The sequence below is a fragment of the Phytohabitans houttuyneae genome (assembly GCF_011764425.1).
Taxonomy (GTDB): domain Bacteria; phylum Actinomycetota; class Actinomycetes; order Mycobacteriales; family Micromonosporaceae; genus Phytohabitans; species Phytohabitans houttuyneae.
The window spans coordinates 4181176-4199729 of record NZ_BLPF01000001.1 but is presented as its reverse complement, the minus strand read 5'-3'; the positions used below and the strand labels follow the sequence as shown (position 1 = coordinate 4199729).

Genomic DNA, 18554 nt, shown 5'->3' with positions numbered 1-18554 from the left:
ATAAACGCTCCTAGAGGAACGACAGGCGTACGTCCACGTCGGCCAGATCCACGAACATGATCCGGTGTCCAAATTGGATCTGGGCGTACCTCTTCTCGCCCCGGATGACCGTCCAGTCGCCGGGTGAGGAGCCGTCGAACGTGACCGCGCGGTAGTACTCGCTCGGCAGCAGGTTGCCCACGGCGTACCGCTGGCCGGCCGCCAAGGTGTACTGCAGCGGCGTGATCGCCTGATAGGGCACACCCGCCGGGTAGGCGGCCTGCTCCGGGTAGGCCCGCCCGTACACCGGGATCGTGGCCCTCCCCGCCTTTGGCGTCACGATCAGGCCGGTGGCCCACTTCGCCGCCGGCGCTGAGCGTGGGTTGTGGAACCACGCCTTCTGCCCCAGGTACCAGATCGCCGTCCAGTCGCCCTGGCGGTCGGCCACCGCGTACGTCTGGCCGGCCGACACCCGCGCGCCGTGGTCGGAGATTTGCATGGTCGCGTCCTCGCCGCCGGGGCGCAGGCCGACGTCCTTGACCAGCGGGGCCGAGGCGTCCGGCGCGGTCCGGAGGATGACGGCGGACGAGCCGCGCGGTGGGCACGGCACGGTGGCGCCGCCGGAGCAGCCCACGAACGCCGGCTTGTTCGCCGCGAAGTCGGGGTCGATCGTCACCAGCCCGCTGCCCGGCCACCCGGTCGTGTGGAAGGGCGCCTTGAGCAGGTCGAAGTAGTGCGACCAGTCCCAGTAGGGTCCCGGGTCCCAGTGCATGCCGCGGACCGTGGACGGCACGGTGCCGGGCACGTTGTCGTGGCCGATGATGTGGTTGCGGTCCAGCGGGATGCCCAGCCGCAGTGCGAGGTGCCGCACCAGCTTCGCCGACGTGCGGTACATCGCCTCCGTGTACCACGTGCCCTGCGCGGCGAAGCCCTCGTGTTCGAGGCCGATGGCCTTCGCGTTGACGTACCAGTTGCCGGCGTGCCACCCCACGTCCTTGGCCTTGAGGTGCTGCGCGATGTGGCCGTCGACGGAGCGGAGCGTGTAGTGCCAGCTGACGTACGTGGGGTCGAGCACCAGGTCAACCGACGGCTGGAAGTATCCCTCGGTGTCGTGGATGACGATGTACTCGATCTTCTGTTGTTGGGGTCTGTTGCCCTTGTCGTGGTTTCCGTAGTCGCCGCCGCCGAGGTCCTGGTAGGGCGCCGGGATCCACTCGCAGGAGATGTCCGTCGGGCACTCCAGGCCGTCCGGGCGGGCAAGTTTGCGCAGGCCGAGGCGGGACAGCCAGCTCCGCGCCGGCGCCACGTCGCGCGCGGCCAGCGTGACCTGCTGCCCGTCGTCGGTCACCCGCGCCACGCCGCTCCGCATCGTCGCGAAGACCTCGTCGGCGAAGGCCGCCGCGGCATCGGCACTGTCCGCGCCGCTGTAACTGGCCACCGCGCCATACCAGGCCGCGGGGTCGCTCGCGCTCCCCGCCGGTCCACCAATGCTTCTTTGGTACGAGGCCAGGAGTGCCGCCCCACCGGCGATGTTCGCCGCGGGGGTTGTGCGCAGGTCGGCCTCGGACGCACCCGTGATCGCCGCGGCACGGTCGAGCGTCTGCAGCGCTTGCGGCGCCGGGGCGGCCACGCCGCCGGAGTCGACGTTTCGGGCGGGGCGGGCGGCGTCGCCGCGCGGGTCCTCGCCGTCGTGGTCGTGGTGGTTGCCGGTGGGCAGCGACATCACGTACTCGGCGTCGGTGAGGTGCATCGGGCCGAAGCCGCCGCTGGTGCTGGGCGTGCCGGCGTTGGTGTCCCAGCGGGACTCCAGATAGGACACCGCGAGCAGCACGCTCTCCGGGACGCCGTGCTGTTCCGCGGCCGCTGCGTACTCCTGCTGTCTGGTGTCTTGCGTGGGGCTGGACGCGGGGACGGCGGCGGCCGGCATGAGGGTCGCCGCCCCGACCACCGCTGTCGTGAGGGCGATGCGCGTTGTCAGGTAGGGCATCAGAACCTCCGTTCGGGGATGGGGTCACCCTGGCTGTCGCCAGCCGTCTTCGTCAATAGATTCCGCCAGATGTAGCGCGCTCGTAAAAAAGCTTCACTCGGTCTCGCTCGCCGCTTTGTCCGCCTTGCCACGAAACTCCACAATCGAGCAATGTCACGCTTTATGCACACGACGCGCCGGTACACGCCTCGGAGTCACCGCGCTACTTCTTGTGTCCACTGTGAATTCCGCGCTAATTACCATTCACCGAGAACGTTTCGATACACGCGCCGCTACCGGCTCATATACGCACCGAGAGGGTTTTCCACAGCGCTTGCGCGGGTGATTGGGCCACTCCTACCCTTGGGGATCGTTGAGCCGGCGGTCGGCCTCCCAGCCTGGGAGACCACGGCTCAGCCCGCCGAGTCGAGAAAGAAACGAGCCGGGGACCCAAGCACTTCGGGGTGAATCCGCGAAAGCGGTAGGGCGCGCTCTCCCGCCCGAACCCGTCAGCTAACCCGGTAGGCGGCCAGGGAGAAGGAGTAACGGCTCCGGTGGCACGCTATGCCGCGCGTCGCACCGTAATCACCGCTCTTGTCGCTGTCGCGACCGTGCTCTCCACCGGCACCGTGGCACGCGCCCAGCCCACACCCGCCGAGATCGAGAAGCAGATCGACGCGGCCTGGGTCAAGCTGGAGCCGCTGGCGGAAAAGCACAACGCGACCCGGCTCGACCTCCAGGCGAAGCGCAAGAAGGCTGACGCGCTCGCCAAGAAGATCGCGCCGCTGCAGCTGCAGATCGACCTCGCCATGGCGAAGGTGGGAGAGTACGCAGCCGAGCAGTACAAGGGCGGCAACTTCTCGGCGCTCAACGCGATGTTGACGACAGGGTCGCCCTCGACCTTCACCAACCAGCTCGAGATGCTCGAAGTCTTCGCCCGCCGTTCGCAGAAGGACATTTCGGCGGTCGTCGACCTCCGCGCGCGGTACGTGGCGCAGAAGGAGCCGCTCGACCAGCTCGTCGGCCAGCTCACCGAAGAAGAGGCGCAGCTGGCGGCGAAGAAGAAGCAGATCGACGTCGAGATCGCCAAGCTCGAAAAGATGCGCCTGGACGCGTACGGGTCGGGTGGCGGCATCGGCGAGCTCCGGCCGGCTCCCTGCCCCGTGCAGTACGACGGCAGCGCCGGCACGAAGGCGGCCAAGTTTGCCTGCGCCCAGATCGGCAAGGGTTACGTCTTCGGCAACGAGGGCCCCAACACGTACGACTGCTCGGGCCTGACCATGAAGGCGTGGGCCGCCGCCGGCACAAGCCTGCCCCACAACGCGGCTCGCCAGCGCGGCCAGGTCCCGTCGGTCAGCCGGAGCAACCTCAAGGTCGGCGACCTCGTCTTCTACTACAGCGACCTGCACCACGTCGGCATCTACGTCGGTGGCGGCTACATCGTCGACGCGTCCAAACCAGGCGTGCCGATCCGGATGCGCACGATCAACGCCGCGCCCATCCACAGCTACGGCCGCCCCGGATAAAAGCGTTACCCACCCCCGTGGCCGCGCCTGCTGCGTGTTCCCCCGTCACGCACCCGCACCGGCCAGTAAAAGAGACGCCCTCCCATCCACCCGGGCTGGGAGGGCGTTCTCTTGTCCGTTCGTCCCAGCTCGTGGGTGTCGACTGCTGGGGCCTGTTCGTGATCGCCGGCGTTGGCTGGCTGCTTGGCCCCCGACGAGGCCGGTTGGGTCGTTGTCCGAGTTGGCAAACTGCAAGCTCCCGGGCGCCAATCGCGGCCTTCGCCACCCATGACGCGCTGGACGCTGAGCCCGAGCAGGCCGATGCCCTGCAACAGCAAGTTCGGGACGCACCGATCTTCACTAGGCCGGCCCGTGCAGGCTTGCTTCGCGCGGCGGTCGGCTGCTGCCTGAGGTCGGTGACTGCCAGGACCGGTTCCCCACCGCGGCTTCGCTGGCCAAAATGGCCCGCGGATCGTCGCGTGCCGCGGCGTCGGCTGCCGGACAGGAGGGTGTTGTGCGGGATCTTGTTCGTGCTGCGCACCGGTATTCAGTGGGCGTTCCTGCCCAGCAGCTTGGTTTCGGATCGGGGCCGGCCGGGGTGTGGCAACGCCTGCATGAGCTGTTGCTGGCCGAGTTGAACAGCGCCGGCAAGCTGACTGGTCGACCGTGCCGGAGCGGGCTCCAAGCACCATGTGTTCACCGAGGGCGCCGGTATATCGCTGGCCGCCGCCCTGACCGGCGGCAACCGCAATGACATCACTCAGCTGTTGCCGCTGATCGACGCGGGTGCCACCAGTATCCGGTCGTCGTGGTCGTCCGCGTCGTTGTCCCGCCCTGCTCTACGGCGACCGCGTCTATGACCACGACCATCACCGCACGGCCGTCCGCGGCCAGGGATCCGACCCGCCATCGCCCGGCGGGGCCAGCCTCACGGTTCCGGGGTTGGGCATCTAAAGGGCTCCACGTTTGGTCACGCTGACCGCGACGGGCCGGCTGGGCCAGGCCTGCCCGGAGCGGGCTGCACGCCGCCCCAACCGGTGGGCTGGCAGCGGGATCCGGAATCGAGTTGCTGGCAACACCGGCGCCGGGCTGCGAGATCGACGACAAGGGCCTGTGCGGCGTTGGCCACGCGCGGCGTGCGCCACCCTTGGGCAACTCGTGCGGTCTCCGGCTGCGCACCGCCGGCCGACCTGACCGCACTCTGGCGCCGGCGTGGCGATGACGATGTTGCGCCTGATTCGGCGTAGCACCGCGCTGGGCTACGTGGTGGTCGTGCTGATTGCACCGGGAGACCTGCGCGCCGCGGGCGCGTCGTGCCACCGGCGCGGGTGGGCTTGTCGCGCGGGCCCGGAAGCGGAGGCCGGGGAATTCGACGAGCGCCAGCTCGTCGCCGGCCGGAGCGGTGCCCGCGGGAGCATGCGGTCCGCAGCTGGCGCGGACGGGGGCAAACTTCGGGCTTTTATCGGCTCGTGGGCCAGGTGCGCCAGTTTTTCCAGGCGCGGCTCGGGGTGGGGCCGCGTTGGCCCTGGTAGCGGGAGCCGTAGACGGTCGAGCCGTAGGGGTGCTCGGCCGGCGAGGAGAGCCGGAAGATGCAGAGCTGGCCGATCTTCATGCCTGGCCAGAGCGTGATCGGCAGGTTGGCCACATTGGACAGCTCAAGTGTCACGTGGCCGCTGAAGCCTGGGTCGATGAAGCCGGCCGTCGAGTGCGTGAGCAGCCCCAGGCGGCCGAGGCTCGACTTGCCCTCCAGGCGGCCGGCGAGCTGCTCGCCTAGCGAGATGACCTCTAGCGTCGAGGCCAGCACGAACTCGCCCGGGTGCAGCACGAACGGCTCGCCGTCCGGCACCTCGAGCTGCGAGGTTAGTTCGTCCTGTTGCACGGAGGGGTCGATGTGCGTGTACAGGTGGTTGTTGAACACCCTGAAGAGCCGGTCGAGTCGCACGTCGATGCTCGACGGCTGGACCAGCGCGGGCTCGAACGGATCGAGCGCGAGGTTGCCCGCCTTGATCTCGGTGACGAGGTCACGGTCGGAGAGCAGCATCAACACACCATAGGGGACTACCTGTGTCGAACGTATGTTCGATAGAGTGTGTTCATGGCATCCTGGTCCGACTTCTCCGCCGACGAGCCCCGCCTCGCCGATGCGATCCGCGCCCTCATGCTGCAGTACGGTCCGGGTCTGGGCTACCTGGCGACTGTTCGCGCCGACGGTGGCCCGCGGGTGCACCCGGTCTCGCCGGTGATCACGGATGAGGGGCTGTTCTGCTTTGTGGTCGACTCGCCCAAGCGGCGCGACCTGCAGCGCGACGGGCGGTATGCGCTCCACTCGTTTCCGCCTGAGGACAGCGACGACGAGGCCTACCTCGCGGGCCGCGCCACCGTGGTCACCGACCGCGCCAAGGTCGCCCGCCTCGCCGGCCACCTGCGCGCGGCGCCGCAGGTCGACTGGGAGCTGTACGAATTTACGGTCGACGTCGCCATGCTCGCCCGACACGGTCGTAACGGCGCCACCCCGTTCGCGGTCGAGCCTCCTGGCCGCCCCGCCGTGCAGGTGTGGCTCGACCCCTCGGCCGCCGCGGAGCCCGCTAGGTCGCCCGAAAGGCGTCCCAGCCGCTCAGCATGCGAGCTGCCTGCCCCGGCGTGAATTCGATCATGCAGGCGTCCGTGCTGTAGTCCATGTAGTTGTGGATCGGGTCCTCACCCGGATCCGCCGTGCACGTGTCGCGACCTTCGGGGCAGCCACGCGCCTGCGATGCCTCCGCGGGCGTGTCGTCGACGAGGTCGCCTTCTTCGGTGCACCCGTTCTGGAAGGTGTGGAAGAGGTTGAGCCAGTGCCCGACCTCGTGCACCGCCGTGTCGCCCTCGTTGTAGGGAAGCGACGTCCCGCCCGGCAGCGACTCGCTGTGGATGACGACGCCGTCGCTGGGGTCGAGGGCCGGCTGGGGGTAGGTCGCCCAGCCGAGGAGGGCGTCGCTGAGGTCGCCGAGGTAGAGGTTGAGCGTCTCCATGCCACCGACGCGCAGCTGGGTCTTCATGGCAAGCTCGGCGGCGGATTCATAGACGATGGGGTACCAGCTGGCGTTGGTGACCCGGTCGATCCGCACCAGCTCGAAGGCGAACTGGGTCGCCGCCGCGTAGGCCTGGTTGAGCACGTCGATCTGCGCGGTGACCATGGCGTCGGGGATGTTGCCGCCTTCTCGTGAGGCGTCGCGAGCGACGACGTGTACGACAACGGGGACGGTGACGGTCGCCGTGGTCCGGGGCTGGCCGGCGAGGCCTCGGGCGGCGAGAGCTTGTTCGGTGAGGAGTTGAAGCTGCCTGACCTGCTCTGCCGTGAGGTGGTTGGGGTCGTGCTGGGCGCCGGCGCCTGGTCGTGCTCGTGCGGCGGGCTGCGTGGTGCCTGGCGTTGCGGCTGTGTCGACGCAGGCGGCGCTGGTGGCACCCGCTGGCGGCGGTGTGCCGACGGCCGCCATCGCGGCGACGACGGCGACGAGCGCCCGCCAAGCCCGCATCGCAAACCCTCCCCAGGTTGCCCAATCTGCTTGCAGCGGAGGCTACATCGCATTGATGTTCTTGAAAATAGTTACGTGCGGATTGGCACACCTTTGGGCGGCTTAGAGCCGCGCTGGTGAAGGTGCGTGCGTGACGAAGGCAGGACCAGGTACAGTGGTCTCCGCTTGCGGGTGTAGTTCAATGGCAGAACATCAGCTTCCCAAGCTGACAGTGCGAGTTCGATTCTCGTCACCCGCTCCAGTGATCCAGCCCTGGTCAGGACGCATGTCCCAACCAGGGCTTTCGATCTCTTTTGCGGCGCCTATCGGCCCGCGTGCCATTCACGTGCCATTAGCTCACCTTGGCGAGCATCCCGGCCGCTCCGTCGTCAGGGTCGCCGCGCCGCTTCCGCTCGCGCTTGGGCGCCTTCTTGCCCCGCCGCTGTTCTGCCTTGACGGCGTCGTTGACCGCCTCGGCGATCGCCCGATCGGCCTCGGCCGTGGCGTGCTGGTAGATCAGCGCGGCCTGTGCCGAGTCGTGACCCATGCGCGCCATCAGCTCCTTCGTGCTGGCGCCGGTCCGCGCGGCGAGCGTGTTGCCCGTGTGTCGGAGGTCGTGAAAGTGCAGGCCGGCCGCGCCGATCGCGGCCACGGCGGCTGACCACTTCGTGAGCTTGTTGAAGTTGCCGCGCCGGATCGCCGCGCCGTTCGGCCCGGTGAACACCAGCGCGTCCGGCCCTTCGCCGACACATCGGCCGAGGTGGGCGCGGAGCACGGGCAGGATCGCGGCCGGCACGGACACCGCGCGGCGACCGGCCCGCGACTTGGGCGGGCCGAGCACCATGCCAACCCCGCGCAGCTCCGTGAACGCCTGACGGACGCGGTTGACGCCCGTGCTGGCGTTGATGTCCTGCCGTTGCAGCGCGGCGACCTCGCCCCACCGCAGACACCCGAAAGTGGCTACCAGGATCAGCGCCCGGTACCGCTCGCCTACCTGATCGGCGAGCGCGAAGACCTGAGCCATGTTCAGTACCGGCCTCTCCGACGCCTTTTCCTGGTCAGCGCCCGGTATGCGACATGGGTTCTTGCGGATTAGCTCATCCTCGTTCACGGCGGTCATGAGCACCGCGCGAAGCAGGCGGTACGCCTTGGCGGTCATCGTGGCCGATACGCCGTTTCCCAGCAGGGTTGCCCGCCACTCGCGCACCATCGGCGTGTCGAGCCGGCCGAGCGGCACGCCGCCGAGGTACGGAGTTACGTACCTGCCCAGTAGCCACGTGTACAGCGCGACCGTACGCGGCCGGAGGTTCGGACGGTGCGAGATCCAGCGCTCCGCGTAGTCCTGTAGCCGGATCTTCGCCCGATCCGGATCGACCCACTCGTGGCGCGCTAGCTGAGCCTCCACGATGGACAGATACCGTTCGGCCTCTCCTTTGCGCGCAAACGTCTCTGGCGCTGTGCGCGGCAGTCCGTCCGGTCCGGGGTAGCGGACCTGGTACCGGCCGGACGGCAACCGGCGCATGTTGCCGAACCGCCGGTGCCCTCCCTTGTTCGCCACTAGGCGACCCTCCTAAACTCGTTCCACACGGTTCCCGGGTTGATCGGCTCGACGCGACCGGCGTGAACGAACGACGCCAGGTCGGCTGGGTGGATGCGTACAGACCGGCCGAGCCGGTGAAAGGGAATGCGACGCTCGGCGATGAGCCGGCGCACGTAGCGGGCGCTCATCTTGATTCGCGCCGCCGCTTCTTCGATCGTCAGCATTTCGTCCGGCAGAGGCGCCAACGACTTCGCGCTCACTCGGGAGGCTCCTTCCGGTCGCGCCGCGTGCCGCCTGAGACGCCTTGTAGGCGCCCATCGGGCGGCACGCAGCGTCGGGAGTGGATGCGGGGTGCGGACGCTCAACGGGCCGTAGAACGGCGCGCTCAGAGCCACGTAGAGCCAAGATCTGTGATGGTCCGGTGTGATGGGTACCGTCTAGTCCGCTCAGAGCCTCTCAGAGGCTTATGTAACAGTATGTCTGCCTGATCTTGTCACTCTGCTGTCACTCATGATCAGAAGCGTTTCCGCAGGTCAGAGGCGGTTGAGTGACACGGGTGACACGGGTGACACTCAGGACAGGTCCCCGCCGGGCAGCGAGTAGCGTCCGGCGGCGTCGCAGGTGACCTGCGCGTCGGCGAGCATCCTCGTGCAGGTCTGCCGGACGGTGGCCGGGTTTAGGCCGGTCGCCTCGGCGATGACCTTCGGTGCGCTGGCCGGGTTGGCGCGCAGGTGACGGATGATCGCCGATCGGGTGTCGCCTAGCTCGTGGTCGGTGGCTGGGCCGTCGAGCATGAGCCATGCTCCGGCGTGCGCGTCGAACGCCAGCGGGTACTCGGATTCGTCCACGTCGCGGCCGGTCACGTGTAGCACGCCATCGGCTTGCCCGCGTGGCCGTTTGAGTACCAGCGTGGCGTCGGCGGCACCCGCGATGCCGTTGGTGCCGGACACGGCCTCTAGGAAGTCCTCACTGCCTGCTTTTCGTACGTGGTGGACCATCAGGACCGCGATCCCGTAGGCGTCGGCGACCTTCTTGATTCGGCCTACGGCGGCGTAGTCGGCGTCGTAGGCGGACATGCCCGGCGCTGAGGCGCCGCGCATCTTGGCGAACACGTCGATGATGACCATGCGCGCGTCGCGGTTGCGGTCCAACCAGGTCGCGATCGCTTCGTCGCCACCCTGCGGTAGCGGCGGGCACGAGGTCGCGAGCGTCAGCGCGGCCGGCGCGGGTTGCCCAGCGAGGACCTTGCCGATCCGGCTCTGTAGCCGGCGCGGCGTGTCTTCCAGCGCGAGGTAGAGCACCGGCCCGGCTTGCACGTCGATGGCGCCGAACGCCTGACCTCCGGCCGCGACGGCGAGGCCGAGCGCGAGGGACAGCCAGGACTTGCCGACCTTCGGCGGTCCGGCTAGCAGGTTGACGCCCTCGCAGATGATGCCGGGTACGGCCCACCGTGGCGGGGGAAGTCCATGCCCATCAGGTCGGCGGCTGTCCATGCGGTGCGCAGACGGCCGGTCTCTCGGCGGACCGGGGACAGCACGTCCGGCTGTTCGCCCGGCTCGACCACGCGTAGGTCGGGCCGCTCGGCCGGCGTCGCGGCGCTCATGCCGCCACGCTCCGAGGTCGCGCCGCGCCGGCTTTGAGGCCGGATCGGATGGTGCGGTCTGTCTCGCGTCGGGTGAGGCCGGCGGCGCGTGCGGCCGGCCACAGGGCTGTGTAAACGTCTTCCTCGGCGAGTGCGCCGCCAGCGGCGAGTTGGCCGAGCGCGACGGCGGACAGGTACAGCGCACGGTTGCGCTGGCCTTGCGGCGCCTCGGCGATCCGCTGACGCTGGGCGTCGATGGCGGCGCCGACGTACGCGGCACGGCGGCCGGCCTCGCGCAGCAGGACCGGCGCGGCTTCCTCGACCGGCAGCGGGCGGGACTCCGCGGCGAGCAGGTCGGCCAGCCAGCCGGGCAACGGCACCGGGTCGGTCTCCCACTCGACGGTGTACCGATTGCCGGCCACGATGCTGCCGGCCGCGACCACGTACCCGCCGTGTGCGCGGGTGTCAATGAGCCATCCGAGCGCGCCGGCCGTGTTGCGCAGCTCTGGCCCGTCCGGGTGCTGCCAGTACAGGTGCGTGCCGCCGCTTGTCGTGGTGACGGTGTACGTGTCGCACGGATACGGCTGGCCGCGCCGGTCGGCGAGCACGGCGAGCGTGTCGCCACCGTCGCTGATGCCGGGGATGCGCCACTCGGCCGGCGCGACCTGGTTCGGCTTGGGCCGGTCGAGGTCGACAACGACAAGGCCGGACGGACCACACGCGATGCCGACGTTGTAGACAGCGCCGGACCAGCAGGCGCGGATACGGTCCGGGTCGATGGTGGCACGCTGCTCCCAGCCGAGGTGACCGGACTTGCACGGGCCGGTGCCGGGACAGCGCCGGTCGCCGTGCAGGGCGGGGGTCTTGTCCCCGGGCCGGACGGGGAAGACGTGCCAGCCGCGCCGTGCGGCGGCCAGCGCGGTATCGAGCAGGGTCATGAGGGTTGCTCCCTCCATTGTGGTCATGCGGTGCGCCGCCGGGCGGCGTCGAGGTCGATAAGCACGCCGCCGGAGTCGTCCGGTCGCGCGTGGGTGCGCTGACGCGGTGCAGCGCTGGCGATGTTGAGGCGTACGTACTGGCGGTAGCGGCCGGCGTCGCTGCCGTGCATGGCCTTGCGCGGTGCCTGGTAGGCGACCGCGCCGGCATCGCCGAGCGCCGCCGTGATGGCGTGCAGCTCTGCGAGCGTGCCGATCAGCCAGACCTCGGCGCCGGTCAGCGGCGGGTCACGGAACGACGGTCCGTCGCGGCGGTTGTCTGCCATCACGCTGCCCTCCGTCCACTGTGGCGGGACGCAGGTCGGGTGATGGTCGCGGCGCGGGTTACGAGGTCGCGTAGGTCGGACAGGATGCCGTGCAGTTGCCGGCGCGCATGGTTCTCGACCGGCCGCAGCGGGATGCGCATGTGCAGCTCGGCGTACTCGCGGCCGTCAGCCGTGCGTGCGCGGGTGAGCGCGGCGCGGCCGTGGCCGGGGATGTGCACCACGATCGACTCTGCCCGGTGTTCCCCGGCGGTGCCGCAACGGTGATCGCGGGCACACCAGTCGGTGTGATCAGGGTTGAAGTCGAACACGCTCATCGGGCGTCCCGGTGCAGTTGACGCAGGTGGTTGGCGATCCGGCGGCCGGCGCGTAGGCGTAGGCCGTCGCCGTGGCAGCGGCGGCACAGCCGGTAGATCCGGCCGATCGGTCCGCGCTTGCGACCGGTGCCGCCGCAGCGGCGGCAGGCTTTGAACGGCCAGAGCCAGCACGTGAACGCGTAACCGAACGTGACAACGATCATGGCGATCAGGAGAGCGCCGATCGTGCCGGCGCTGGCGGTAGCGGTAGCGGCAAGGGCGGGCATGGAATGCCTCCAGAGGCCGGTTTTCGGGTGTGCGGGACCGCTGGCGCTACCCGCTACCAGGACAGGTAGCGGCTGGCCAGGGTGGTAGCGGCAGAGGTAGCGGCGGCGCTACCGGGTAGCGCCGCCGCCGCCACCTTTCAGGGGTTGCCGCGTGCTCGGATCGCGGTGTCGATGGCGTCCAGCCGGGCACCCTTGAGCGTCTCCCCGGCGACCTTCACGTTCACGCTCGGTACACGAAGCGCGCGCAGTTGCGCGGAGATCGCCTCGGGCGTGGTGTCGGCGTAGTGCTCCGGGAACCGCTCGGCCAGCCGGGCAGCGATGTGCAGCCAGTGCAGGCCACGCTCGCCAGCGTTGAACACGGCACGCACGTCGGCGAGCGCGTCGCGTACCTCACGCTCGACCTGCTCGCCAGCGGCGAGGCCGGACAGGGTGCCGGCCGCGATCCGGTGCTTACGCGCGGCGTGCAGGATCTTCTCCGCGTCGGCGTGGTCGGCTAGGTAGGTGCGCACGATCGGGGTGTCATCGGTGGCGCCGTAGAGGATGCCGACACCCCGGTACTCCGGGCCGTTGGGCAGGGTGGAGGCGTCGAACCCTTCGGCGTAGGCGTCCCCGCCGAGGATCGCCTCGGACACGATGCGGTTGCCGCACTTGAGCGCGAAACGCACATCGTGGTTGTCCCGGAACCGGTTGAACAGCCGCGCCACGTCGCCAGCACCGACGCCGGAAGGCTTCTGGCTGGCCGACAGCAGGACCACGCCCGCCGAGGGACCTACGGCCTTGATGAACGACAGCAGGGCCGCGATCTCCTTGTTCACGTCTTGGTCATCGGTCTCGAAGTAGTTCTGGAACTCCTCCATGACCAGCACCCACACCCGCAGTTGCGCGTATTTGCGGGACAGCTCGCGGGTGATCTTCCCTTCTGGACACTCGGTCACGGACAGCTTGGCCAGGAAGTCGTTGACCTCTTCGATGTGCTTCTTGACCTCGCGGAGCAGCTCCAGCATGTGCGTGATCGGGTCGTTGTCGCGGCTGTCCGGCACCACGCCGCACACGTAGCGGTGCGCCACGAGACGGAACTTGTCCCAGTCGGGGGACATCTTGCCGTCCACCACGAGCAGCTTGACGTACGGGTCGAGCGCCGCGTACAGCGCCAGCAGCCGCGCGGAGAACGTCTTGCCCTTGCGCGGCTGAGCACCGATCAGTACTGAGATCCACATCAGCAGCAGACCGACCTTGCGGCCGCGCTCGTCCAGCCCGAACGGTGCCGGAATCCAGATGTCGCGCGGCTTGCCGTCCAGCAGCGGCGTGCGACCGGCCGGGATGGCCAGCGGGTCACGGTCGGCCACGAACAGCACGTGCCGGCGGTGCGAGGTGCGGTCGCGGGTGATGAAGACCTGGTTGATGGACACGTCCAACCCGGAGGCGATCGCACCCTTGGCCTTGAGCGCGTCATCGAACGTCTTGCCGTACGGCAGGTCGATGAGCACCTGTGAGCCGGAATCCGTTGCGTCACGCGACATCGGCGAGCCGAACTGGATTTGCTGGTGTGGCTTGTCCGGGTTGCCGAGGCCGGCCGCGTAGTAGGCGCGCAGCACGATGTCGGAGTTGAGGCGCCGGAACCGACCCGCCACCGTGGCCGGGGACACGATCGGCCGGTCAGCGGGGCGTCCAATGTGGGCAAGTCCAGTGATCGCCACCACCGCCGCGATCGCGACCGCCCACCAGGGAGCCATCGCGTACGCGATCGGCGCTCCACACAGGACAGCGACGGCCTCACAGACCAGCACGAAGCCGCGCCAGGACCGGGTTGACTTGGCCTCACGGTGCAGCTTGAGCCACGTCTGCGGGTCGTTGTCGTCAGCGGCCTTCTGCCGCAGCGTGTGCTGCTCGGTCACCCACCACCAGCGCACGTGCATCGCGGTCAGCCGGAACACGCCCGGTACCGCCCAGAACAGCGCTCGCGTCGCGTACCACGGTGAGCGGATCGCGTGGAAGCCAACCCGATAGCCGGTCACCTTGGCCGCGTACCGCAGCGAGTGCTTGAGGTTCGCCCATCCCTGCAACCAGGTCGGCACCATCGGCGGCTGACCCTTGCCCTGCTCGGGCACGTCAACCGGCGCGCCGCCAGGGGTGGGCTCCTCATCAAGAACCGTCTCAAAGTGCGTCTCAGGGCGCTGCCGGCGGGCGCGTACCCCGTCGAGGTCCACCACGTCAGCGCCGCCGATCACGTCAGCCTCAGCGGCCTTCCAGTCGAACTCTTCCGGGTTGGGGTTGACGGTCACGAGGTCACCTCCTCGAACATCTCAGTGAAGATCAGCCAGTCCGTCAGCGCGGCGGCCGTAGGCGGGTCACAAGCGCCGATGCGCTCCACGTGGCCGAGCACATCGGCGCTTTTGCGGCACCTGATCGCCTCGGCGAGGTCGGCGAGCGCGGCGGCATAGTCGTCCAGATCCGTTGTCACATAACCGATTCGGGCTAGCGCACTGTGGATGGTCACGACTGACCTCCGGAGATGAACAGCGCGGCGAAGAACAGCCAGCCGACATGCCAGGACTGGTCAAGCGCGTACGCGCCCGTGCCCAGCGAGGGGTTGTCGTCACGGTCCGGGCGCGGCGCGCCGAGTGTCCAAAAGCGACCTGATCCCAGCGCGCAAGCCAGCCGGAACAGCGGCGTGCGCCGGTCGGCGATGTAGTGCGTGACCGCCGAGATGCTCATCCCGATCACCAGGTGCCACGGGTCGGGACGCCAGCCGGTCGCAGCGGCGAGCGCGAACAGCGCGAATACGCCGGTCAGCGTGTAGGTGGCCACGTGCGCGGCACACGCGAGGTTGGCGAGCCACCCGGTCTTGCCCTTGGTGTCTGCTTGCCACTGGGTCTGAATCCAGTGGTCGGCGACCTGGTGAGCGGCGTACAGAGCGGCGAAGACAGCGCCGAACGTGCCCAGCTCGGCGGTTGGGTCTGCGAACATGGAGGTTCCTCCGAAGTCTTTCCAGGCTGGAAGGGGGACCGGCGGCGCGGCGCGGTTTCTCAGGCCACAGGGCCGCGCCGCCGGGCGGTGCTAGTGCTCAGCGCGCATTAGGTGAGCCAGCGCCGCACCCATGCCGAGCACGGCGACGGGCAGGCAGGCAACCAGCGCGGTGACCGGCCAGGGCGCCGACGTCCAGCCAGCGGCGGCCATCAGGTGGTAGGTGACTTGACCGGCGGCGCCGATCGCGAGCGAGGCGATCGCGGACCACTTGGCGAACCGCCGGGCGGCGTGCGGGGCGCGGCCGGACAGCCACACCCACAGCGCGTACGCGGCGTAGGTCTCCATGCCGATCGGCAGGGTGATGGCCGTGTCCAGCATCACGCCATCGGCGATACCGGGCAGCAGGTTGACCTTGCCGAATCCGGTGAGCTTGCCCAGCTCCACCCAACCGGCCCAGATGGCGACGAACGCGGGTGCGGCCAGCAGCAGGACCGGCCAGACAACCGGGCGGCGCCGCGCGGTCGCGGTGACTTCGGCCGTGATGTTGGTACCCGGGTCTGCGTCGCTGCCTTCCAGCGGCGACGCGGGCAGCGGCGGCGTCTGCTCGGCCGGCGCCAGTTCGGGCGTGGCCGGTGGCGTGCCGATCAGGTCCGGGGTGGGTTCGGTGGGCTCCGGCGCGGCGGCCGGCGCGGGCGGGGTGAGCAGCTCGGCCAGCGCGTCGCGCAGGGCGTTGGCCTTGGGTGAGCCGACGCGCAGCTCTTTCTTGAGGCGGTTACGGGAGGGGATCTCGCCGAGCGCGTCGGCGAGCGCGCGAGCGCGGGGGAGCAGGTCTTCGATCGGCGCCGGGTAGGCGCTGTTCACAGTCGGTGCGGCGGTCATCGGTTACCGTCCTTCGTTGCAGTCGAGACACTCGCCGAGCGAGCGACGGATGTAGTAGGGCCGCACGCGGCGGCAGATCGGGCAGGTCCGGCGCGCCAGTAGCGCCCGGTCGATCGCGGCGCGCTGACGCGCCGTTGCGGTGCGCTTCGGGCGGGCCAGGTCGAGGCGGTACAGGTAGGCCACCCGCGTGCCGCCTACGCCGCGCCACAAGATCTGAGCGGCGACCGGCTGACCGGCAGGCCGTAGTCCCCGGTCACGTAGTTGCCGCCGGGTCGCGTAGCAGGCCGGCGCGCCACGCCACCAGAACGTTGGGATGCCGTACCGCGACCCCTCCGGGTCGTAGTACGCGGCGCGTATCCGGCTCACCGGGTTACCGCCTGCCGGACCGGAGCCAGCGGCGCACGTCGTACAGGCCGAGCACCACCGCCGGCATGCCGGCCGCGATCGCAAGCAGAGCGCCGGCCGTGCCGATCACACCGGGCACGGCGGACAGTGCAGCTCCGATCCCGGCGATCGGGCCGAGCACGCGAGCCACACGACCGGCGCGGGCCAGCGGGTGCGGCGTGTTACGGGCGGTCATCAGGCCACCAGCCGATGCGGCACGGCGACGCTGGACGCGCGGCCATAGAACGCGGTCGCCTCGCGCAGCACGCGAGTCTCGGCCCGGCGCAACCGGCGCCAGTCCAGGTCAGAGGCGTTGTCGTCAGTAGTGATGATGCGGATCTCGGCGTCCAGCAGGTCAAGCTCAGCCTCGATCAACGGCCACTCAGCCGTGATCGCGGCGAGATCTTCCACAGTCGGGCCGGCCTTAGCCAGCGCGGGCACGTCGAACGTGTCCATGTCGATGCCTCACAGGGGGAGTCGAAGTGGAGCCGCTGGCGGCACGCGGCATCAGCGCAACGCGCCGCCAGCGGAGACAGAGGAAAACCCCAGGTCAACCGGGGGTAAGAGCGCACGGACCTTGGCGTGCGCGGCGACCTTTTCCGGGGAGGTCACGACCCCTTCAGTTGTCAATGAACCAGCGATCACAGCGGGCCGTAGGCGCGCGATCCCGACGGAATCGCCTTCCCCGACACCAGTCGGTCTAGCAAGCCTGCCTAGCATGGCTAGCCAGGTGCGTGAGACGAAGGTAGACCTGGTTGGCTAGTCAGGTCAAGAGATGGTGCTGAAGTTTCCTAACTTGGCTAGTCAGCGCTATCGTGATCTGGTGACCACGGACGTTGACTTTCTCGGTGACCTTGATCCGGATGACCCAAGACAGGCGTCGGCGCAGATCGCGGCGAAGCTACGAGCGGCGATCCTTACGAGGCGCCTCGCGCCTGGTGACAAGCTGCCGTCACAGCCGGAGATCGCGGCGCGGTACGGCGTCGCCAGGGAGACTGTGAAGCGGGCGCTTGAGGCGCTGCGCGCGGAGCGGCTGATCGTGTCGCGACAGGGGAGCGGCGCGTTTGTGCGCGCCCAGACCCAGCGGGCGGTTGAGTTGCGGCCGCACATCGAAGCGGCCTTCGACCGGCCGCACGTCACAGTGGATTTCGCCGGCTTCTCCGGCGAGACACTGCGGAATGCGCTCGCCGAGGTACTCGACAAGGTACGAGTCGGAAGACTGGCGCCAGAGACCATCGCGGTTCGCGTTCTGGTTTCGGACATGTCGGTTCCGATGGCGGTGCCGGCGCGGGCAGAGACCCAGAGCGATGACGTCGCGGTGCGCGAGCGTGCCGAGCGCATCACCCGCCGGGCGGTGGACGGCATCCTTGATCAGGTGGCCGAGTTGGGTGACCTCGGCTTGGTCAGGTCGACCACGGCCGAGGTTCGCATGCACCGGGCTGCGTCGCTGTTCAAGCTCTACATCATCAACGGTGAAGAGGTCTTCTTCGGCTTCTACCCAGTTGTTGAGCGCGCCGTACCGATCAAGGGGGAGCCAACCGCGATCTACGACCTGATGGGCAAGGACGTGCCGCTGTTCCACTACGCCGTGAGTGATGATGAGGCGTCGCACGGCACGCAGTTCGTTGAGTCCTCACGGGCGTGGTTCGACTCCGTGTGGTCCACCATCGCGTATCGGTACGAAGCGTGAGCGCGGCGGACAGCGTGGCTGGCCTACTGGCGCGGCGCGGTCCCCTGTTGCTCGACTTTGACGGGCCGGTGTGCAGCATCTTCGCCGGCTACCCGGCGCGGACCGTTGCCGGGGACCTGGTCGCACTGATCGGTGACAGTGGCGTGTCTGTGCCGGCCGAGGTTGCCGAGGAACAGGACCCGCTAGAAGTGCTCCGGTGGGTCGGGCGTGCTGGTGATCAGCGCCTAGTCACGATGGTGGAGGATGCACTCTGCGCGGCTGAGGTTCGCGCGGTGGCTACTGCGGAGCCAACCCCGTACGGACGTGAGGTCATCGTCGGTGCGCGCCAGGTCGGCTTACCGGTCGCGGTAGTCAGCAACAACTCGGCCGGCGCGGTGACCTCGTACCTCGCAGCGCGGCGGCTGGCCGGCCACGTGCATCCCGTCGCAGGACGCGCCTACGCTGATCCGGCACGGATGAAGCCCAGCCCCGATCCGATCTTGCGCGCCGCGAGCGCGCTTGGCGTCGATCCGGCGCAGTGCGTCCTGATTGGAGACTCGCTCACGGACATCGACGGTGGGCGTGCGGCCGGCGTCCCAGTGATCGGGTATGCGAACCGCCCATGGAAGATCGACCGGTTCGCGGTGGCCGGTGCCGATGTCGTGGTCACCTCCATGGGTGAAGTCGCGGACGCGCTCATGTCCCTCTTGAAACTTCGGTAGCGGGAGTGTGTCACCTGTGTCACTCGTGT

At 69.1% G+C, this 18554-nt stretch carries 20 protein-coding genes, 1 tRNA gene, 2 pseudogenes and 1 riboswitch; of the genes and pseudogenes, 6 read left to right on the top strand and 17 right to left on the bottom strand.

The features are described from left to right. Positions 1-10: 10 nt before the first annotated feature. The gene (locus Phou_RS19335) at positions 11-1966 is read right to left on the bottom strand and encodes an N-acetylmuramoyl-L-alanine amidase (RefSeq protein WP_173057309.1); all 1956 of its coding nucleotides are present in this window, start codon (positions 1964-1966) and stop codon (positions 11-13) included. A gap of 388 nt (positions 1967-2354) precedes the next feature. Continuing rightward, positions 2355-2487: riboswitch (cyclic di-AMP (ydaO/yuaA leader) on the top strand. A gap of 12 nt (positions 2488-2499) precedes the next feature. Between Phou_RS19335 and Phou_RS19330 the strand changes: the two genes are divergently transcribed. After that, entirely contained in the window at positions 2500-3471 is a 972-nt protein-coding gene (locus Phou_RS19330) for a C40 family peptidase (RefSeq protein WP_173057308.1), read from the top strand. A gap of 359 nt (positions 3472-3830) precedes the next feature. Continuing rightward, positions 3831-4397, top strand: a pseudogene (locus tag Phou_RS52770) (transposase); the annotation flags it as partial. A 512-nt stretch (positions 4398-4909) separates the two neighbouring features. On the opposite strand, the gene dcd reads toward Phou_RS52770, so the two are convergent. Next, entirely contained in the window at positions 4910-5491 is a 582-nt protein-coding gene (gene dcd / locus Phou_RS19325) for a dCTP deaminase (RefSeq protein WP_173057307.1), read from the bottom strand. A 54-nt stretch (positions 5492-5545) separates the two neighbouring features. Here dcd and Phou_RS19320 point away from each other — a divergent pair, with 54 nt between their 5' ends. Then, the gene (locus Phou_RS19320; RefSeq protein WP_173057306.1) at positions 5546-6094 is read left to right on the top strand and encodes a pyridoxamine 5'-phosphate oxidase family protein; all 549 of its coding nucleotides are present in this window, start codon (positions 5546-5548) and stop codon (positions 6092-6094) included. On the opposite strand, the gene Phou_RS19315 is transcribed toward Phou_RS19320, so the two are convergent. Further along, the gene (locus Phou_RS19315; protein ID WP_173057305.1) at positions 6036-6962 is read right to left on the bottom strand and encodes a zinc metalloprotease; all 927 of its coding nucleotides are present in this window, start codon (positions 6960-6962) and stop codon (positions 6036-6038) included. The genes Phou_RS19320 and Phou_RS19315 overlap by 59 nt on opposite strands. 167 nt (positions 6963-7129) lie before the next feature. On the opposite strand from Phou_RS19315, the gene Phou_RS19310 reads away from it, so the two are divergent. Then, a tRNA-Gly gene (locus Phou_RS19310) sits at positions 7130-7203 on the top strand. 90 nt (positions 7204-7293) lie between these two features. Here the strand turns inward: Phou_RS19310 and Phou_RS19305 are convergent. From Phou_RS19305 to Phou_RS19240, 14 genes and pseudogenes are all read right to left on the bottom strand, one after another. Beyond that, a complete protein-coding gene (locus Phou_RS19305) occupies positions 7294-8499 on the bottom strand; it encodes a tyrosine-type recombinase/integrase (RefSeq protein ID WP_173057304.1) in 1206 nt (401 codons plus the stop codon). Next, a complete protein-coding gene (locus Phou_RS19300) occupies positions 8499-8741 on the bottom strand; it encodes an excisionase family DNA-binding protein (RefSeq protein WP_246273618.1) in 243 nt (80 codons plus the stop codon). The genes Phou_RS19305 and Phou_RS19300 overlap by 1 nt, the downstream gene beginning before the upstream one ends. Positions 8742-8985: 244 nt before the next feature. Then, a pseudogene (locus tag Phou_RS19295) lies at positions 8986-10084 on the bottom strand (AAA family ATPase). Next, positions 10081-11001, bottom strand: a complete 921-nt coding sequence (locus Phou_RS19290) for a bifunctional DNA primase/polymerase (protein ID WP_246273617.1) — start codon at positions 10999-11001, stop codon at positions 10081-10083. Before Phou_RS19290 ends, Phou_RS19295 begins: the two are co-directional and overlap by 4 nt. Before the next feature lie 23 nt (positions 11002-11024). Next, on the bottom strand, positions 11025-11327 hold the full coding sequence (locus Phou_RS19285; protein WP_371872140.1) for a hypothetical protein: 303 nt from the start codon (positions 11325-11327) through the stop codon (positions 11025-11027). Further along, complete coding sequence (locus tag Phou_RS19280) at positions 11324-11638, bottom strand: hypothetical protein (RefSeq protein WP_173057303.1); 315 nt, start codon at positions 11636-11638, stop codon at positions 11324-11326. The genes Phou_RS19285 and Phou_RS19280 overlap by 4 nt, the downstream gene beginning before the upstream one ends. Beyond that, positions 11635-11904: a hypothetical protein gene (locus Phou_RS19275; RefSeq protein WP_173057302.1), complete on the bottom strand. Its 270-nt coding sequence runs from the start codon at positions 11902-11904 to the stop codon at positions 11635-11637. The genes Phou_RS19280 and Phou_RS19275 overlap by 4 nt, the downstream gene beginning before the upstream one ends. Positions 11905-12041: 137 nt before the next feature. Continuing rightward, entirely contained in the window at positions 12042-14186 is a 2145-nt protein-coding gene (locus Phou_RS19270; protein WP_173057301.1) for a cell division protein FtsK, read from the bottom strand. After that, positions 14183-14401: a hypothetical protein gene (locus tag Phou_RS19265; protein ID WP_173057300.1), complete on the bottom strand. Its 219-nt coding sequence runs from the start codon at positions 14399-14401 to the stop codon at positions 14183-14185. The genes Phou_RS19270 and Phou_RS19265 overlap by 4 nt, the downstream gene beginning before the upstream one ends. Continuing rightward, on the bottom strand, positions 14398-14871 hold the full coding sequence (locus Phou_RS19260) for a DUF3307 domain-containing protein (RefSeq protein WP_173057299.1): 474 nt from the start codon (positions 14869-14871) through the stop codon (positions 14398-14400). Before Phou_RS19260 ends, Phou_RS19265 begins: the two co-directional genes overlap by 4 nt. A 90-nt stretch (positions 14872-14961) precedes the next feature. Next, on the bottom strand, positions 14962-15750 hold the full coding sequence (locus Phou_RS19255; protein WP_173057298.1) for an ABC transporter permease: 789 nt from the start codon (positions 15748-15750) through the stop codon (positions 14962-14964). 3 nt (positions 15751-15753) lie between these two features. Continuing rightward, on the bottom strand, positions 15754-16116 hold the full coding sequence (locus Phou_RS19250; protein WP_173057297.1) for an RRQRL motif-containing zinc-binding protein: 363 nt from the start codon (positions 16114-16116) through the stop codon (positions 15754-15756). A gap of 4 nt (positions 16117-16120) precedes the next feature. Further along, positions 16121-16330, bottom strand: a complete 210-nt coding sequence (locus Phou_RS19245) for a hypothetical protein (protein WP_173057296.1) — start codon at positions 16328-16330, stop codon at positions 16121-16123. Next, entirely contained in the window at positions 16330-16590 is a 261-nt protein-coding gene (locus tag Phou_RS19240) for a DUF6284 family protein (protein WP_173057295.1), read from the bottom strand. Before Phou_RS19240 ends, Phou_RS19245 begins: the two co-directional genes overlap by 1 nt. A 319-nt stretch (positions 16591-16909) precedes the next feature. Between Phou_RS19240 and Phou_RS19235 the strand changes: the two genes are divergently transcribed. Together Phou_RS19235 and Phou_RS19230 are read left to right on the top strand one after the other, a co-directional pair. Beyond that, on the top strand, positions 16910-17824 hold the full coding sequence (locus Phou_RS19235; protein WP_371872139.1) for a winged helix-turn-helix domain-containing protein: 915 nt from the start codon (positions 16910-16912) through the stop codon (positions 17822-17824). After that, complete coding sequence (locus tag Phou_RS19230; protein WP_173057293.1) at positions 17821-18525, top strand: HAD family hydrolase; 705 nt, start codon at positions 17821-17823, stop codon at positions 18523-18525. The genes Phou_RS19235 and Phou_RS19230 overlap by 4 nt, the downstream gene beginning before the upstream one ends. Positions 18526-18554: the final 29 nt, after the last annotated feature.

Excerpts from the sequence above, each read along its gene's own strand:
- Phou_RS19335 (WP_173057309.1), bottom strand. The coding sequence starts at position 1,966 with ATGCCCTACCTGACAACGCGCATCGCCCTCACGACAGCGGTGGTCGGG.
- dcd (WP_173057307.1), bottom strand. The coding sequence starts at position 5,491 with ATGCTGCTCTCCGACCGTGACCTCGTCACCGAGATCAAGGCGGGCAAC.
- Phou_RS19320 (WP_173057306.1), top strand. The coding sequence starts at position 5,546 with ATGGCATCCTGGTCCGACTTCTCCGCCGACGAGCCCCGCCTCGCCGAT.
- Phou_RS19315 (WP_173057305.1), bottom strand. The coding sequence starts at position 6,962 with ATGCGGGCTTGGCGGGCGCTCGTCGCCGTCGTCGCCGCGATGGCGGCC.
- Phou_RS19290 (WP_246273617.1), bottom strand. The coding sequence starts at position 11,001 with ATGACCCTGCTCGATACCGCGCTGGCCGCCGCACGGCGCGGCTGGCAC.
- Phou_RS19280 (WP_173057303.1), bottom strand. The coding sequence starts at position 11,638 with ATGAGCGTGTTCGACTTCAACCCTGATCACACCGACTGGTGTGCCCGC.
- Phou_RS19275 (WP_173057302.1), bottom strand. The coding sequence starts at position 11,904 with ATGCCCGCCCTTGCCGCTACCGCTACCGCCAGCGCCGGCACGATCGGC.
- Phou_RS19260 (WP_173057299.1), bottom strand. The coding sequence starts at position 14,871 with ATGTTCGCAGACCCAACCGCCGAGCTGGGCACGTTCGGCGCTGTCTTC.
- Phou_RS19255 (WP_173057298.1), bottom strand. The coding sequence starts at position 15,750 with ATGACCGCCGCACCGACTGTGAACAGCGCCTACCCGGCGCCGATCGAA.
- Phou_RS19245 (WP_173057296.1), bottom strand. The coding sequence starts at position 16,330 with ATGACCGCCCGTAACACGCCGCACCCGCTGGCCCGCGCCGGTCGTGTG.
- Phou_RS19240 (WP_173057295.1), bottom strand. The coding sequence starts at position 16,590 with ATGGACACGTTCGACGTGCCCGCGCTGGCTAAGGCCGGCCCGACTGTG.
- Phou_RS19235 (WP_371872139.1), top strand. The coding sequence starts at position 16,910 with ATGGTGCTGAAGTTTCCTAACTTGGCTAGTCAGCGCTATCGTGATCTG.